Genomic DNA, 14,715 nt, shown 5'->3' on the forward strand with positions numbered 1-14,715 from the left:
GACGGGAGTCCCGTCGGGGCCGGCCTCGTGCGCTGAGCGCCGTGGGCGGTTACGCGCCGATCAGGCGGGCGGCGAGGTAGCCCTCGATCTGGTCGAGGGAGACGCGCTCCTGCTTCATCGAGTCGCGCTCGCGGACGGTGACCGCGTTGTCCTCGAGGGTGTCGAAGTCGACCGTCACACAGAACGGCGTGCCGATCTCGTCCTGGCGGCGGTAGCGGCGGCCGATCGCGCCGGCGTCGTCGAACTCGATGTTCCAGTTCTGGCGCAGCGCGGCGGCGAGGCCCTTGGCCTTCGGCGACAGCTCGGGGTTGCGGGACAGCGGCAGGACGGCGACCTTCACCGGGGCGAGGCGGTGGTCGAGGCGCAGGACCGTGCGCTTCTCCAGCTTGCCCTTGGCGTTGGGGGCCTCGTCCTCGACGTAGGCGTCGAGCAGGAACGCCAGCATCGCGCGGCCGACACCGGCCGCGGGCTCGATGACGTACGGCGTCCAGCGCTCGCCGGCCTCCTGGTCGAAGAAGGAGAGGTCCTGGCCGGAGGCCTTGGAGTGGGCGGAGAGGTCGTAGTCGGTGCGGTTGGCGACGCCCTCCAGCTCACCCCACTCGTTGCCGCCGAACTGGAAGCGGTACTCGATGTCGGCGGTGCGCTTGGAGTAGTGGGAGAGCTTCTCCTTCGGGTGCTCGTACCACCGCATGTTCTCTTCGCGCATGCCCAGGCCGGTGTACCAGTTCCAGCGCTGCTCCATCCAGTACTCCTGCCACTTCTCGTCCTCGCCCGGCTTGACGAAGAACTCCATCTCCATCTGCTCGAACTCGCGGGTGCGGAAGATGAAGTTGCCGGGCGTGATCTCGTTGCGGAAGGACTTGCCCATCTGCGCGATGCCGAACGGCGGCTTGCGGCGCGAAGTGGTCTGCACCTGGGCGAAGTTGGTGAAGATGCCCTGGGCGGTCTCGGGCCGCAGGTAGGCGATGGAGCCGGTGTCCTGGGTCGGGCCGAGGTGGGTGGAGAGCAGACCCGAGAACTGCTTGGGCTCGGTGAACTGGCCCTTGTTGCCGCAGTTGGGACAGTTGATGTCCGCCATGCCGTTCTCCGGCAGACGGTTGTGCTTGGCCTCGTAGGCCTCCTCCAGGTGGTCCGCGCGGAACCGCTTGTGGCAGGAGGTGCACTCGGTGAGCGGGTCGGAGAAGGTGGCGACGTGACCGGAGGCCACCCAGACCTCGGAGGCCAGGATGACGGACGAGTCGATGCCGACCACGTCCTCGCGCGACGTCACCATGTAGCGCCACCACTGACGCTTCAGGTTCTCCTTGAGCTCGACACCCAGCGGTCCGTAGTCCCAGGCGGCACGCTGACCGCCGTAGATCTCACTGCAGGGGAATACGAAGCCACGGCGCTTGCTCAGGCTGACGATGGTGTCGATCTTGTCGGCGGCCACGGTGCTCTCTTCATAACGACGACGGGCGACGAAGCGAGATGCTTCCAGCGAAGACTTCAGGGTACCGGCGGGGACTCCCCCTCGACCAAATCGGTACCCCGCCGGGACCCGGTCTCCAGCGGCCATATCGCAGCCCTTCGGGGCTTACCGGGCCCTTACCGGGCCCTTGCCCGAAGCGTTGTTGACAACGGTTTCCATATTTGTTGAAAATGACTGTCATGAACGCACGACGACTCATATCCGGCACCGCGATCGCGGCGGCAACGGCCCTCGGCCTCGGCGCCCTCTCCGCCTGCTCCTCCGACAGCGCGGCCGCGGCCAACACGGACAAGTTCGACGTCGTCGCGTCGTTCTATCCGATGGCCTTCCTCGCCGAGCAGATAGGCGGGGACCACGTCCACGTCACCAGCCTCACCCAGCCCGGCCAGGAGCCGCACGACCTGGAGATCAGCGCCAAGCAGACCGCCGCGCTCCAGGAGTCCGACGCGGTGCTCTACCTGAAGAACCTCCAGCCCTCCGTCGACGACGCGGTGGCCCAGTCCGAGGTCAAGACCAAGATCGACGCCGCCTCCCTCACCACGCTGGAGAAGCACGGCAACGAGGTCGGCGGCCACGCGGCCGAGCACGACGACCACGAGAACGAGGAGCTGGCCGGCCTCGACCCGCACATCTGGCTCGACCCGGTGCGCTACGCCCAGGTCGCCGAGGGCGTCGGCAAGGCCTTCGAGAAGGCCGACCCGGACCACGCGGCCGACTACAGGACCAACACCGCGGCCCTGGTGAAGAAGCTCGGCGGTCTCGACGCCGAGTTCAGGACGGGCCTCGCGAACACCAAGGCCAAGGTGTTCGTCACCACCCACGCCGCCTTCGGCTACCTCGCCGAGCGCTACGGCCTGACCGAGGAGGCCATCAACGGCCTCGACCCCGAGTCGGAGCCCAGCGCCGCGCGCGTGAAGGAGCTTGAGAAGATGGCCAAGGCCGACGGCGTCACCACCGTGTTCTACGAGACGCTCGTCAGCGACAAGACCGCGAAGACCATCGCCGGCGACGCCGGACTGAAGACGGACGTCCTCGACCCGATCGAGGGCATCACGGACAAGTCCCGCGGCAAGGACTACTTCTCGGTCCAGCAGGCGAACCTCAAGGCGCTGCAGACGGCCCTGGGAACCAAGTGATCTCTACGGAGGGCGTCATGGACGCGAAGGCCGAGCCCGTGATCGCGATGCGCGCAGTCCGCGCCCAGCTGGGCTCGCGCCCCGTGCTGCGGGGCGTCGATCTCACCGTGCGGCGCGGTGAGGTCGTCGCCCTGCTCGGCGCGAACGGCTCCGGGAAGTCGACGGCCGTGCGCAGCGTCATCGGCCAGGTGGCGATCGACGCGGGCGAGATCGAGCTGTTCGGCACCGCGCACCGCCGGTTCCGTGACTGGTCGCGGATCGGTTACGTGCCGCAGCGCACCACCGCCGCGGGCGGCGTCCCGGCGACGGTGACGGAGGTCGTCTCCTCGGGCCGGCTCTCCCGCACCCGCTTCGGCGTCTTCCGCAAGGCCGACCACGCGGCCGTCCGCCGGGCCCTGGACCTCGTCGGCATGGCCGACCGCGCCAAGGACAACGTGGACGCCCTCTCCGGCGGCCAGCACCAGCGCGTGCTCATCGCCCGCGCGCTCGCCGCCGAACCGGAGCTGCTGATCATGGACGAGCCGATGGCCGGCGTCGACCTCGCCAGTCAGGAGGTCCTGGCCGGCACCCTGAAGGAGCAGGTCGCGCAGGGCAGGACCGTCCTGCTCGTGCTGCACGAGCTGGGCCCGCTGGAGCCCCTCATCGACCGGGCGGTCGTCCTGCGCGACGGCTGCGTCCTGCACGACGGTCCGCCCACCCCGGCCGTCGGGCAGCACGCCCTCCCCGGCCACGACCACGTACACCCGCACGCGCCCGCGGGCGTCGAACCGATCCGCACGGGACTGCTGAGCTGATGGACATCCTCGACTACGCCTTCATGCAGCGGGCCCTGCTCGCCGCCGTCCTCGTCGGCATCACCGCGCCCGCGGTCGGCGTCTACCTCGTCCAGCGCCGCCAGGCCCTCATGGGCGACGGCATCGGCCACGTCGCGATGACCGGCGTCGGCCTCGGCTTCCTCCTCAACGCCTCCCCGGTGTGGATGGCGACCGCTGTCTCCGTGCTGGGCGCGGTGGCGATGGAACTGATCCGCTGGTACGGCAGGACCCGCGGCGACATCGCCCTCGCCATGCTCTTCTACGGCGGCATGGCCGGCGGCGTGATGTTCATCAACCTCGCGCCCGGCGGCTCCAACGCCAACCTGACGTCGTACCTCTTCGGGTCGCTGTCGACCGTCTCCGAGTCGGACGTCACCGCGATCTGCCTGCTGGCTGCCTTCGTCGTCGCGGTCACCCTGGGCCTGCGCCGCCAGCTCTTCGCCGTCAGCCAGGACGAGGAGTTCGCCCGCGTGACGGGCCTGCCCGTGCGGGCGCTGAACCTGCTGACGGCCGTCACCGCGGCGGTGACCGTGACCGTCGCCATGCGGGTGGTGGGCCTGCTGCTGGTCAGCGCGCTGATGGTGGTCCCCGTGGCCGCCGCCCAGCAGCTCAGCCGCAGCTTCGCCGCCACCTTCGCGATCGCCGTCGCGATCGGTGTGACGGTGACCCTCGGCGGCACGGTCACCTCCTACTACCAGGACGTTCCGCCCGGTGCGACGATCGTCCTGCTGACCATCGCCGCGTTCATCGCGCTGAGCGTGCTGGCCGCCCCGCTGGCCCGCCGCCGCGCCCGTGCCCTGGCCGCGCAGGGACCCGCCGGCGACCCCGCCGAGTGCACGATTCCGGCCACGAGGGACGCGGGGGACGGGGTCGGCGTCTGACTGCGCACAGCCGCGGCTGGCACAATGGCCCGGCAAGCCGCAGACGTGAGGAGACGACGGTGACGACCGCTGGACCGCCTGTGAGGGGCCGCTCCACCCGGCAGCGTGCCGCGGTGGCGGCCGCGCTCGACGAGGTCGAGGAGTTCCGCAGCGCTCAGGAACTGCACGACATGCTCAAGCACAAGGGCGACTCGGTGGGCCTGACCACGGTGTACCGCACCCTCCAGTCCCTCGCCGACGCCGGCGAGGTCGACGTCCTGCGCACGTCGGACGGCGAGTCGGTGTACCGCCGCTGCTCCACCGGCGAGCACCACCACCACCTCGTCTGCCGCCTCTGCGGCAAAGCCGTGGAGGTGGAGGGCCCGGCGGTCGAGAAGTGGGCCGAGGCGATCGCGGCAGAGCACGGCTATGTCAGCGTGGCCCACACCGTGGAGATCTTCGGCACCTGCGCGGACTGCGCGGGCGCCTCCGGCGGCTGACCCGTCGGACTCCGCCGGGACGGCCGCCGTGGACGCCGGACGCCCCGCGAACGCCCCACGACCCCCGCGCGCCCGACTCCGGTGACGCGCGGGGAAGGCCTGACCTGGCCCAGGGCTCCAGGGCCCTAGCCCTGCTGCTCGCCCTCCAGGGACAGCAGGACCTCGTTCGGGGTGGCGCCGCCGAAACGGCGGTCGCGGGAGGCGAACTCGACGCAGGCCCGCCACAGGTCGCGGCGGTCGAAGTCGGGCCACAGGACGTCCTGGAAGACCAGCTCCGCGTACGCGCTCTGCCAGAGCAGGTAGTTGGAGGTGCGCTGCTCGCCGCTCGGCCGCAGGAACAGGTCGACGTCCGGCATGTCCGGGTAGTACAGGTACTTCGCGAGGGTCTTCTCGGTGACCTTGGACGGGTCCAGCCGGCCCGCCTTCACGTCCTCCGCGAGCGCCTGCGCCGCGTCGGCGATCTCGGCGCGGCCGCCGTAGTTCATGCAGAAGTACAGGGTGAGCCGGTCGTTGTCCTTGGTCTGCTCCTGCGCGACCTGGAGCTCCTTGGCGACCGACTTCCACAGCTTGGGCATCCGGCCCACCCAGCGCACCCGGATGCCGAGCTCGTCGAGGGTGTCGCGGGTCTTGCGGATGAAGTCGCGGTTGAAGTTCATCAGGAAGCGGACCTCGTCGGGCGAGCGCTTCCAGTTCTCGGTGGAGAAGGCGTACAGCGAGATGTTGCGCACACCCATCTCGACCGCGCCCTGCAGCACGTCGAGGACCTGCTCGGCGCCGACCTTGTGCCCCTCGGTGCGCGGCAGCCCGCGCTCCTTGGCCCAGCGCCCGTTGCCGTCCATGACGATCGCCACATGCTCGGGGACCAGCTCACCGGGGAGCTTCGGCGGCCGAGCGCCGGACGGGTGCGGCTCCGGAGTCCTGTACTCCCGACGCTGCCGCCCCAGGAACCCGCGTACGACCATGTGCCTCTTGTCTCCTTAGACGTTCGCTTCGCTTACTTCTCGACGCTTACTTCTCGACGTACCGAAGGGAGCGCAGTCCGCGCTCCAGGTGCCAGTGCAGATAGGCGGACACCAACCCGCTGCCCTCCCGGACGTGCCGCGGCTCGCACGCGTCGGCCGTCTCCCAGTCTCCCGTGAGCAGCGCGCCCAGGAGGACCAGGGTCTGCGGCGAGGGTACGACGCTGCCGGCCACCCGGCAGTCCGCGCAGACGGAGCCGCCGGCGGCGACCGAGAAGAACCGGTTGGGCCCCGGCATCCCGCACCTGGCGCAGTCGCCGAAGCTGGGGGCGTACCCGTTCACGGCCAGCGACCGCAGCAGGAACGCGTCCAGCACGAGATGCGGGGCGTGCTCGCCGCGGGCCAGCGTCCGCAGCGCGCCCACGAGCAGCAGGTACTGCTGCACGGCCGGCTCGCCCTCGTGGTCGGTGAACCGCTCGGCGGTCTCCAGCATGGCCGTCCCGGCGGTGTACCGGGCATAGTCGGTCACGATGCCGCCGCCGTAGGGGGCGATGATCTCGCTCTGCGTGCACAGCGGCAGTCCGCGTCCGACCAGCTCGCTGCTGCCCCGAGCGAAGAACTGCACGTCGACGTGGGAGAACGGCTCGAGCCTCGCCCCGAACTTCGACTTCGTCCGCCGCACCCCCCGGGCCACCGCCCGCACCCGCCCGTGCCCGCGCGTGAGCAGCGTGATGATGCGATCCGCCTCACCCAGCTTCTGGGTGCGCAGCACGATCCCGTCATCACGGAACAGACTCATGCCCCCATTCTCGCCTACGCCCGCCGGAAGCCGTGCCCGAGCACCGGGGGCGGGCCGGGCTCCCGGCGGCTCGGAGGGGACGGCCCGGTAACAGATCTGTACGATCGAACGGTTTGGGGAGCAGGCCGGGGGAAGCACAGGGGCGGTGGGCCCGCTTGCGTCGGCGGACACAGCCGAGGGGGCTCGATCGGTATGAACGCATGGTCCACCCGGGAAGCGCGCGCAGACGACCTGCCAAAGCTCACGCGACTGCTGGCGGCGACGTGCGACACCGACGAGGGGCCGTCGTCTGCCCTGCTGGCCGAGTCGATCGCCGGGAGGCTGGTCCGGGTCGCCGAGTCCGAGGGCGCGGTCGTCGGATGCGTCGCCGCGGAAATGCCTTCTCCCGGACATGTGCGCCTATCGGCGGTTGCCGTCCATGACGGTCTCCGCCGGCGGGGAATCGCTCTGCGTCTCCTGGACGAGTTGTCCCGGCACATCTCCGACGGCGTCGGTCCGGCCCCCTTGGTGTCGGCCGTGATCGAGATCGCGAACGTCCCGCTGTCGGGGCTCCTGCTGAAGAGCGGCTTCATCGGCACCCGTGTGATGCACACCAGTCGGCATCCCGGCGGAGTCTGCCTGCACTACCAGCACAAGAGACGTGTCGAGTACATAGACCCCGACACGCGCTATCTGGTCCCCCTCAGCGCGCAGACGCAACTGATCGAATCCCTCGCGTCGCAGGATCAGGCCGTGACCGCGCTGGTGTCCCTGCGGGGTGAACCCGCGCTGGAGATCACGCGTTTCGAGCAGGACGACCCTGCAACCCTTCAGTCCGGCGAGGCAGCGGCGGGCATAGCGTTCTCCGGGGCGATACTCGCGGCCATCACGTTCCTCTTGGGCTTCGCCTTCACCTCTACACGGTTCCCGGACGATGTGCGCCTCCTCCTCATAGGCGCCACCTTCAGCACCGTGTTGTCCCTGATCGTGTACGCCAGCGCCTCGGGGGAACTCGCGCGGATCCACTCGAACACGTTCGGGAGGATCATGAAATACGGCAACGTGCTCTCCGAGTTCGGCGGTGTGCTGCCGTTTCTCATCTCTCTCCCCGTCACCTATGCACAGGCAAGCGGCGATCCCAGGACGACCATGGTTCTGGCCGCCCTGCTGAGCATCGGTATCGCGTGGTACGAGCGGTCGGAGTTCTCCATCGCCCACCGCTTCCGCAAGAGTTTCGTGGAAGTGGTCCTCATGGCGTTCACGGCGGCCTCGCCCCTCATCGGCGCGGGGGTCGTCGCGACGGGTGCCACCAGTTGGCCCTGGACCGCCGCGCTGGCCTGTGCCCTCTCCGGCCGGACCTGGCTTTATCTCTACCGGCGAGGTCCCGAGGCGGGGACGGCGGGCCGCCGTCAGTGGCAGGTCAGGGAGTGAGTGCCCCGGTCGCCTACTCGGCGACGCGCAGCAGATCGGCGGCCTCGCGGGCACATCCCCAGGACAGGGTCAGCCCGGCGCCTCCGTGACCGTAGTTGTGCAGGATCAACGTGCCGTCGCGGCGCTCCGTCTCCAGCCGCACCCGGGGTCTGACCGGCCTGAGACCGACTCGGTGACCCACCACCCGGGCGGCGGCGAGGGAAGGCTCGACCGCTGCACACCGCCGGACGATGTCCGCCGCGGCGGTGGCATCGGGACGGAGATCCCAGTTCCCCCGGTCCGAGGTACCGCCCAGGACCACCACGTCGGACTGCGGGTAGAGGTACGTGAGTTCTTCGGCTTCTGGGGTGTCGTCACAGAAGAACGTCGTGATGCCGGGATTCTCAACCACGACGAGCTGGCCGCGCACCGCCTCCACGGACGAGTCCATGACCAGGGTTCGCGCGCCTGTTCCCGTGCAGTTCACGATGACGGACGCTTCCGACGACGCCTCTTCGAGCGAGGCGTAGCGGTGCTGTCGCAGCCGCCCGCCGGCTTGGGCCAGCCGGTCGGCGAGATAGCTCAGGTACCTGGGCATGTCGACGACGGGAGCACGGTAGCGCCAGCCCTCCACGTAACCTGGGCGCAGATCCTTCGGATCGCACGGTTCGGCGTCGACCCAGGGGGCCCAGGTCGGCACGTCCCGCGGAATGCGGGACTCATGCGTGCCTTCGACGAGACGGACCCCCGTGCCGTCGTCGGCTCCTAGTTTCAACAGAACGCGCAGGGTTTTTTTGCTCCAGCGCTCCACCAGATCGGCCGGTTCGGCCAGGAACGGATCCCACGAGGCGCCCGCGGCAGCCGAGGTCGTGTCGCCGGGAAGCAGTTCGGCGTCCACCCGCACGTCCCGTCCCGCCTCCGCGAGGCTGACCGCCGTGGTGAGACCCACCACTCCGGCGCCGATCACTACCGCGGGTGCCGGCATCCTCGCCTCCTCGACGGGCCCCCGGCGGACCTTGTAGACCCGGTCCCGAGGAGCTGTCAGTCTAGCCGCGGACCTGCGGTTCGCCGGAGCCGCCGAACCGTCGCACATATGCCCTCTGCCACGGCGTCTCCACCGCGTGGCGGTCGTAGTGGCGGCGGACGAAGTCGACCGCCGTCTGCGGGGGGACGCCGTCCAGGACGGCCAGGCAGGCGAGGGCGGTGCCGGTGCGGCCGCGGCCGCCGGCGCAGGCGATCTCCACGCGCTCGTCGGCTGCCCGGCGCCACGCCTCGGCGAGGGCCGCGCGGGCGTCCCCTCGGTCGGCGGGGAGGCGGAAGTCGGGCCACCGGAGCCAGCGGCACTCCCAGGGCGGCGCCACGGGACGCCGGCCGAGCAGGTAGAGGCCGTAGGCCGGGACGGGCGCCGACTCATCGAGCGGGCGGCGCAGGCCGCGGCCGCGGATCAGCCGGCCGGAGGGCAGCGCGAGCACTCCGGGGGCGTCCTCACTCCAGGCCCATGCGTCCTTGTCCATCACTCCATTCCAACGTGTTCGCCGGAACCGGGCAACCGATTCCGGCCCACCGGTGGTCTGGGGGTCGAGGAGGGTGCTTGATGCAGGCCGAACAAGAGGACCGGTTCCACGAGTTCGTCAGAGCGCGGTGGTCCCGGCTCGTGCGAACCGCGTATCTGCTCACCGGGGACGTCCATCACGCGGAGGACCTGACGCAGACCGCGCTGGCCAAGGCGTACCGGTCGTGGCGGCGGATATCGCGCAGCGACAGCCCGGAGGCGTACGTGCGGCGGATGCTGGTCACGTGCAACAGCGACCGGTTCCGCAAACGGCGGGTCACCGAGGCGCTGACCGCGGCGCCCCCGGACCGGGCGGGGCTAGACGAGAGCGCGGGCCGGGTGGAGGAGCGCGGCTCGCTGCTCGCGGGACTCGCCCAACTGCCGCCCAGGCAGCGGGCGGTGGTGGTGCTCCGGTACTGGGAGGACCTCTCCGAGGCGGAGGTGGCCGAGGTGCTCGGCTGCTCGACCGGCACGGTCAAGAGCCAGGCGTCGAAGGGCCTGGCGAAGTTGCGAACGTATCCGGGACTGTCCGCGGGCCGCACGCCGGCGGACGGTCGGGGGCAGGGAGACAGCAGTGAACGAGACAGGCGGGCAAGAGGACTTCGGGTTCGAGGCGCGGATGCGTGAGTTGCTCGCGGAGGACGCGTACACCATCAGCCCCTCCCCCGCGCCGTATCCGGCGATCCGGCAGCGGGGACTGACCGAGCGGCGGCGGCGCGTGGCGCTGACCGGAGCGGTGCTGGCGGCGCTGGCCGTCGTGCCGGCGGGGGCGTACGCCGTGGCCGGCGGGCACGGGGGGCAGCGCTCCGACACGGCGGCGCCGCAGCCGTCGGCGAGCGTCCCGGGCGGCACGGACGCGAACCCGGGCACGACGACGGGCACGGCGACCGGCGGCGACGCCTCCGGGCCCGCGCGGCCGGCCACGGACGGTCAGCTGCTGGACGGGATCACCTTCGCGCAGGCGGCGGACGGGCTGGCGACGTGCCTGAAGGCCGAGGGCGGCACGAAGGCCCGGCTGGGCAAGGCCCAGGACTACCGGATCATCCTCGCCGCGAAGAGCACGGGCGACTCCAACGCACCCGGCGACGGTTTCCACGTCGTCGGCGTGAAGGAGCAGCCGGCCGGCTTCCGGGTGGTGTGCGACATCGAGGACGGCGTGGCCTCCGGCATCAGCGTCAGCTCGAGCGAGGCGAACTCGCCGGACGCGGGCGTGGTCGTGCCCGATGTCAACGGCGGTGTGCTGTACCAGCAGTCGTTCCTCGACAAGGGGCACTGGAAGCTGCCGTTCCGCTGGGCCGCCATCGGCGTCGTCGAGCCGTCGGTGGCCAAGGTGACCGTCTCCTACGGCGACGCGGGCCCGGTCGCCGCCACGCTCGACCACGGCTGGTTCGTGGCCGCGGGGATGCTGGACCGGCAGGTCACGCTGGCCCCGCACGTGAAGGGGTACGACGGCGCGGGCAAGCTCGTCTACGACTCCGACACGGACCGCACGTACCAGCGGACGCTGCCCTAGGGTCGCGTTCCGCCCGGGCGCGGTCATGGGCTGCCGGGCGTCACCAGTCCCGACTCGTAGGCGACGATGACCAGTTGGGCCCGGTCCCGGGCGCCGAGCTTGCCCATGATCCGGCTGACGTGGGTCTTGGCGGTGAGCGGGCTGAGGCCCAGCGTCTCGCCGATCTCGGCGTTGGTCAGCCCGCGGGCGACGAGGGCGAGCACCTCGCGCTCCCGTTCGGAGAGGCCCTCCGGGCCGCCGACCGCTGGCGGCCCGGAGGGGCTGCGCAGGAACCGGGCGATCAGCCGGGCCGTCGGCCCCGGCGACAGCAGGGCCTCGCCGGCGGCGACCGTGCGGATGGCGTCCAGGAGTTCGGCGGGCCGGGTGTCCTTCACCAGGAAGCCCGAAGCGCCCGCGCGGAGCGCCTCGACGATGTTCGCGTCCGTGTCGTAGGTGGTCAGGACCAGCACCCGGACCCCGGTCAGGTCCTCGTCGGCGGCGATCAGCCGGGTCGCCTCGATGCCGTCGAGATCGGGCATGCGGACGTCCATGACGACGAGGTCGGGCCGCTCGCCGCGGGCCGCCGCCAGCGCCTCCCGGCCGGTGCCGGCCTGCCCGACGACCTCCATGTCCGGCGCGGACTCGACGAGCATCGCGAACGCGGCCCGGACCAGGGTCTGGTCGTCGGCCAGCAGCACCCGGATCGTCCGGCTGGCGCTCATCGGCTCTCCTCCGTCGGCAGCACGGCTCTCACCGCGAAGCCCCTCCCGTCGTCCCGCGGCCCCGCGGTCAGCGTGCCGCCCACACTGCGGGCGCGTTCGCGCATGCCGACGAGACCGAAGCCCGGCGCGTCTGTCGCGGACCGGGGCCTGCCGACGCGCGCGTCCCCGCCCGGGACCGCCCGCCCCCCGGCGCCCGGCGCGGCGCCCCGGACGTCGGCGGCCGCCGCGCCGACGCCCGCTGTAGCGACGCCCGCTGGACCGACTCCCGTCGTGCCGGCGACCGTCGTGCCGGCGTCGCCCGCCCCGTCGTCGGTGATCTCGACACGCACCGCGCCCTCTGCCTCGTACACCCGTACCCGCACCCCCACCGGCGCACCGTACCGTCCGCCGTGCCGGACCGCGTTGGTGAGCGCCTCCTGGACGATCCGGTAGACGGCCGCGCCGACCGACGGCGGCGTCCCGGGCGTCGTCACCGTCACCGAGAGGTCGACCTCCGCCCCGGCCGCCCGCGCCGTCTCCACGAGGTCGGCCAGGCCGTGCAGGCCGGGGAGCGGTCCGCGCGCCTCGGGGGCGCCGTTCTCGCGCAGCACCTCCAGCGTCGTACGGATCTCGGCGCGCGCACTGCGACAGGTCTCGGCGATGTCGTCGAGGGCCTTGGCCACGGCCGCGCGGTCGAGGCGCTCGGGGTCCGCGGTCAGGACGTGGGCGGCGACGGAGGTCTGCACGCCGACCAGGGTGATGGTGTGCGCCAGCAGATCGTGCAGGTCACGGGCGATGCGCAGGCGTTCCTCGGCGACCCGGCGGCGGGCCTCCTCGTCCCGGGTGCGCTCCGCTCGCTCGGCGCGCTCCACGATGGCGGCGACGTACTGGCGGTAGAAGCGGGCGCTCATGCCGCAGAACAGGACGGCGATGACCCAGCCGGAGATCCGCAGCACCTCCAGCACGCCGTCGGGGTTGGTGAGGGCGTTGGCGACCAGCGTCACGCCGAGGACGGCGACGCCGGTGAGCAGCGTGCGGCGTGCCGTGCCGCTCGCCGCGACCGTGTAGAGCGCCACCATGGTCCCGGCGATGGGCGCGGCGTGGTCGTAGTCGAGGGTGTGGTACGGCACGATGCAGGCCACCACCGCGAGCAGGGCCGTCAGCGGGGAGCGGCGGCGCCATACGAGGGGCACGTGGCCGGCGAGCAGCAGCGTCCAGCCGAGCGCGGGGGGACCGCTGTTCCCGCCGCCGTCGGCGCCGCCGAGGGCGATGGCCGTGGCGAACAGGGCGGTGGCCGCGGCCAGCAGCGCGTCGGTTCGGGTGCGGTGCGGCGCGGTGCGGGGATCGCGGTTGATCACCGTCATGATCCGCTCGCCCCGCCGGGCGCGCGCCGGTGTCGTGGTTGCCTGCACGGGACCATCCTGCGGCACCCGGGCGCCCTTCCGGTCAAGAGGGGCGCCCGGGCGGTCAGGCGAACTGCCGTTCACGTTCGGCAACTTCGGGTTCCGGCGCCCGGGACAGCGGGCCCGGCCACCACACCGTCCGCCCCAGCGCGACGCTCGCGCTGGTCACCAGGTAGGTCCGGACGAGGAAGGTGTCCAGGAGCACGCCCACCGCGATCACGAAGCCCAGCTCGACGAGTTGCACGAGTCCCATGTTCGTCAGGACGGCGAAGGTCGCGGCGAGGACGAGCCCGGCGGAGGCGCTGACCCCGCCGGTGCTGCGCAGCGCGGTCAGCGCCGCCGCGTCGGGTTCGGCGCCGCGCAGCGACTCCTCCCGCATCCGGTGCATCAGGAAGATGCCGTAGTCGACGCCTAGGGCGACCAGGAAGACGAAGGACAGCAGACCTAGCCCGGGATCCGTGCCCTCGAAGCCGAGCACCGGCCCGAACACCAGCCCGCCGAGTCCGAGCGCCGCGCCCCACACCGCCACCACGTCGGCGAGCCGGGCGGCGAACGGCGAGGCGAGCGCGAGCACGCCCGCCCACAGCACGAGCACCACCCAGGGGACGACCCTGCGCCCTCCCTTGGTCCGTCCGGCTCTGATGAAATCTCCGGCCCCCATGGAACGGGACCTCCTTTCGGCGCGGCTGTCCGGCTTGCGTTCTCCAGACTTCCGGCGAAGGAGGGGCCGATCGTCGCGCCCGGGGGCGACTTCGGGGGTACTCCCGGGGGCGGCCGGGCCGCCGCCCTACTCCCCGGGGAGTATCAGGACGGCGTGCGGGCCGCCGCCAGGAGGCGGGTCACGTCGTCCGCGCAGATCGTCAGGGCCGCGCCCACCGTCGCGAGGACCTCGCGTTCGGCCGGGGTGTACGGGCCGTCCGCGAGGGCGATGCGGGCGCCCTGCAGCAGGATCGATTCGCGGCCGACCGGTGCGAGGTGGGGGGTGAGCGGGTCGAGGGCCTCGTGGAGCTCTATGGCGAGCCCGGGTGTGTACGGCTCGCCGTGGCTGCGGCCGGTGTCGGCGGCCAGCGCGTCGACGAGGGCGGCGAGCTGTTCCTCCGTGCAGTCGGCGAAGCCGGCCGCGCGGACCGCTCCCGCCGCCGTCTCGAGGGCGGGTCGGGCGCAGCCGCCGCCCGCGGACAGCACCGCGAGGGCGACGGTGTGGACGGCGTCGCGGAGCATCGCCGAGAAGCGGACGGTGGTGGGGTGGTCGAGGGCGTCTGCGCCGAAGTGCCGGCGGCAGGCCGCGCACTCGACGACCGGGCCGGTCTCGCCGCGCGGCAGGACGGGCACGCCGAGCACGGTGAAGCGGCGCTGGCCGGTGAGCCTCTGGTAGTTGCGGTCCCCGCCGCAGCCCGGGCAGAAGAACTCGCCGTCGCCGACGGGCGTCCACGCGGTGCGGGTGCCCAGGATGCGGGCACCCCTGGTGACACGGCCGTCTCGTCCCCGTTCTGGCAGCACGTCGCACCTCCATCAGCCGCGGCATCATCGCCGCACGCCCCGGTGATGTTAGCCACATCGATGAGGTGTAGTCAGCACCCAGGACGAGACCTCTCCGTGACCTTCACGGTCGGATGGCCGATAAACGACGGGGCCCCG

Annotated in this window: 15 protein-coding genes and 2 pseudogenes; 8 read left to right on the forward strand and 9 right to left on the reverse strand. The window is 71.8% G+C overall.

Going from position 1 to position 14,715, the window contains the following annotated elements:
- Positions 1 to 49 precede the first annotated feature (49 nt).
- A complete protein-coding gene (locus tag ABT300_RS13725) occupies positions 50 to 1,432 on the reverse strand; it encodes a glycine--tRNA ligase (RefSeq protein WP_319277357.1) in 1,383 nt (460 codons plus the stop codon).
- 218 nt (positions 1,433 to 1,650) lie between these two features.
- On the opposite strand from ABT300_RS13725, the gene ABT300_RS13730 reads away from it, so the two are divergent.
- Genes ABT300_RS13730 through ABT300_RS13745 form a run of 4 tightly spaced genes read left to right on the forward strand, consistent with a single transcriptional unit; the run spans position 1,651 to position 4,782 of the window.
- On the forward strand, positions 1,651 to 2,607 hold the full coding sequence (locus ABT300_RS13730; protein ID WP_351674674.1) for a metal ABC transporter substrate-binding protein: 957 nt from the start codon (positions 1,651 to 1,653) through the stop codon (positions 2,605 to 2,607).
- Between the two features lie 17 nt (positions 2,608 to 2,624).
- Positions 2,625 to 3,401, forward strand: a complete 777-nt coding sequence (locus ABT300_RS13735; protein WP_319277361.1) for a metal ABC transporter ATP-binding protein — start codon at positions 2,625 to 2,627, stop codon at positions 3,399 to 3,401.
- On the forward strand, positions 3,401 to 4,303 hold the full coding sequence (locus ABT300_RS13740; RefSeq protein ID WP_351674675.1) for a metal ABC transporter permease: 903 nt from the start codon (positions 3,401 to 3,403) through the stop codon (positions 4,301 to 4,303). Before ABT300_RS13735 ends, ABT300_RS13740 begins: the two co-directional genes overlap by 1 nt.
- Before the next feature lie 59 nt (positions 4,304 to 4,362).
- On the forward strand, positions 4,363 to 4,782 hold the full coding sequence (locus tag ABT300_RS13745; protein WP_351674676.1) for a Fur family transcriptional regulator: 420 nt from the start codon (positions 4,363 to 4,365) through the stop codon (positions 4,780 to 4,782).
- A 125-nt stretch (positions 4,783 to 4,907) separates the two neighbouring features.
- Here ABT300_RS13745 and ABT300_RS13750 read toward each other — a convergent pair whose 3' ends face one another.
- Together ABT300_RS13750 and recO are read right to left on the reverse strand one after the other, a co-directional pair.
- Positions 4,908 to 5,744: an isoprenyl transferase gene (locus ABT300_RS13750; RefSeq protein ID WP_319277366.1), complete on the reverse strand. Its 837-nt coding sequence runs from the start codon at positions 5,742 to 5,744 to the stop codon at positions 4,908 to 4,910.
- Between the two features lie 46 nt (positions 5,745 to 5,790).
- The gene (gene recO / locus ABT300_RS13755; protein WP_057574747.1) at positions 5,791 to 6,540 is read right to left on the reverse strand and encodes a DNA repair protein RecO; all 750 of its coding nucleotides are present in this window, start codon (positions 6,538 to 6,540) and stop codon (positions 5,791 to 5,793) included.
- 192 nt (positions 6,541 to 6,732) lie between these two features.
- Between recO and ABT300_RS13760 the strand changes: the two are divergent.
- Together ABT300_RS13760 and ABT300_RS13765 are read left to right on the forward strand one after the other, a co-directional pair.
- Positions 6,733 to 7,005, forward strand: a pseudogene (locus ABT300_RS13760) (GNAT family N-acetyltransferase); the annotation flags it as partial.
- A gap of 51 nt (positions 7,006 to 7,056) precedes the next feature.
- A complete protein-coding gene (locus ABT300_RS13765) occupies positions 7,057 to 7,950 on the forward strand; it encodes an N-acetyltransferase (RefSeq protein WP_351674690.1) in 894 nt (297 codons plus the stop codon).
- A 13-nt stretch (positions 7,951 to 7,963) separates the two neighbouring features.
- On the opposite strand, the gene ABT300_RS13770 is transcribed toward ABT300_RS13765, so the two are convergent.
- Entirely contained in the window at positions 7,964 to 8,914 is a 951-nt protein-coding gene (locus ABT300_RS13770) for an FAD-dependent oxidoreductase (RefSeq protein WP_351674677.1), read from the reverse strand.
- Positions 8,915 to 8,975: 61 nt separating this feature from the next.
- Positions 8,976 to 9,443 carry a protein-tyrosine phosphatase family protein gene (locus ABT300_RS13775; protein ID WP_351674678.1) on the reverse strand — a complete coding sequence of 156 codons (468 nt, stop codon included), beginning with the start codon at positions 9,441 to 9,443 and terminating at the stop codon, positions 8,976 to 8,978.
- Positions 9,444 to 9,523: 80 nt separating this feature from the next.
- On the opposite strand from ABT300_RS13775, the gene ABT300_RS13780 reads away from it, so the two are divergent.
- Positions 9,524 to 10,108, forward strand: a complete 585-nt coding sequence (locus ABT300_RS13780; protein ID WP_319277382.1) for a SigE family RNA polymerase sigma factor — start codon at positions 9,524 to 9,526, stop codon at positions 10,106 to 10,108.
- On the forward strand, positions 10,056 to 10,994 hold the full coding sequence (locus ABT300_RS13785) for a hypothetical protein (protein ID WP_351674679.1): 939 nt from the start codon (positions 10,056 to 10,058) through the stop codon (positions 10,992 to 10,994). The genes ABT300_RS13780 and ABT300_RS13785 overlap by 53 nt, the downstream gene beginning before the upstream one ends.
- Positions 10,995 to 11,017: 23 nt before the next feature.
- Here the strand turns inward: ABT300_RS13785 and ABT300_RS13790 are convergent, their stop codons facing one another.
- The 4 genes and pseudogenes from ABT300_RS13790 to ABT300_RS13805 form a co-directional block, all read right to left on the reverse strand.
- Positions 11,018 to 11,695, reverse strand: coding sequence for a response regulator (locus tag ABT300_RS13790; RefSeq protein ID WP_351674680.1), 678 nt, complete (start codon positions 11,693 to 11,695; stop codon positions 11,018 to 11,020).
- Positions 11,692 to 13,038 (reverse strand): sensor histidine kinase, encoded by a 1,347-nt coding sequence (locus tag ABT300_RS13795; protein WP_502977933.1) that lies wholly within the window; start codon positions 13,036 to 13,038, stop codon positions 11,692 to 11,694. The genes ABT300_RS13790 and ABT300_RS13795 overlap by 4 nt, the downstream gene beginning before the upstream one ends.
- Positions 13,039 to 13,141: 103 nt before the next feature.
- Positions 13,142 to 13,615, reverse strand: a pseudogene (locus tag ABT300_RS13800) (MMPL family transporter); the annotation flags it as partial.
- A 266-nt stretch (positions 13,616 to 13,881) separates the two neighbouring features.
- Complete coding sequence (locus tag ABT300_RS13805) at positions 13,882 to 14,577, reverse strand: TerB family tellurite resistance protein (RefSeq protein WP_351674684.1); 696 nt, start codon at positions 14,575 to 14,577, stop codon at positions 13,882 to 13,884.
- Positions 14,578 to 14,715: the final 138 nt, after the last annotated feature.

It is taken from the genome of Streptomyces sp. NPDC001027 (assembly GCF_040299045.1).
Classification (GTDB): Bacteria; Actinomycetota; Actinomycetes; order Streptomycetales; family Streptomycetaceae; genus Streptomyces.

Excerpts from the sequence above, each read along its gene's own strand:
- ABT300_RS13730 (WP_351674674.1), top strand. The coding sequence starts at position 1,651 with ATGAACGCACGACGACTCATATCCGGCACCGCGATCGCGGCGGCAACG.
- ABT300_RS13735 (WP_319277361.1), top strand. The coding sequence starts at position 2,625 with ATGGACGCGAAGGCCGAGCCCGTGATCGCGATGCGCGCAGTCCGCGCC.
- ABT300_RS13740 (WP_351674675.1), top strand. The coding sequence starts at position 3,401 with ATGGACATCCTCGACTACGCCTTCATGCAGCGGGCCCTGCTCGCCGCC.
- ABT300_RS13750 (WP_319277366.1), bottom strand. The coding sequence starts at position 5,744 with ATGGTCGTACGCGGGTTCCTGGGGCGGCAGCGTCGGGAGTACAGGACT.
- recO (WP_057574747.1), bottom strand. The coding sequence starts at position 6,540 with ATGAGTCTGTTCCGTGATGACGGGATCGTGCTGCGCACCCAGAAGCTG.
- ABT300_RS13770 (WP_351674677.1), bottom strand. The coding sequence starts at position 8,914 with ATGCCGGCACCCGCGGTAGTGATCGGCGCCGGAGTGGTGGGTCTCACC.
- ABT300_RS13775 (WP_351674678.1), bottom strand. The coding sequence starts at position 9,443 with ATGGACAAGGACGCATGGGCCTGGAGTGAGGACGCCCCCGGAGTGCTC.
- ABT300_RS13780 (WP_319277382.1), top strand. The coding sequence starts at position 9,524 with ATGCAGGCCGAACAAGAGGACCGGTTCCACGAGTTCGTCAGAGCGCGG.
- ABT300_RS13790 (WP_351674680.1), bottom strand. The coding sequence starts at position 11,695 with ATGAGCGCCAGCCGGACGATCCGGGTGCTGCTGGCCGACGACCAGACC.
- ABT300_RS13795 (WP_502977933.1), bottom strand. The coding sequence starts at position 13,038 with ATGACGGTGATCAACCGCGATCCCCGCACCGCGCCGCACCGCACCCGA.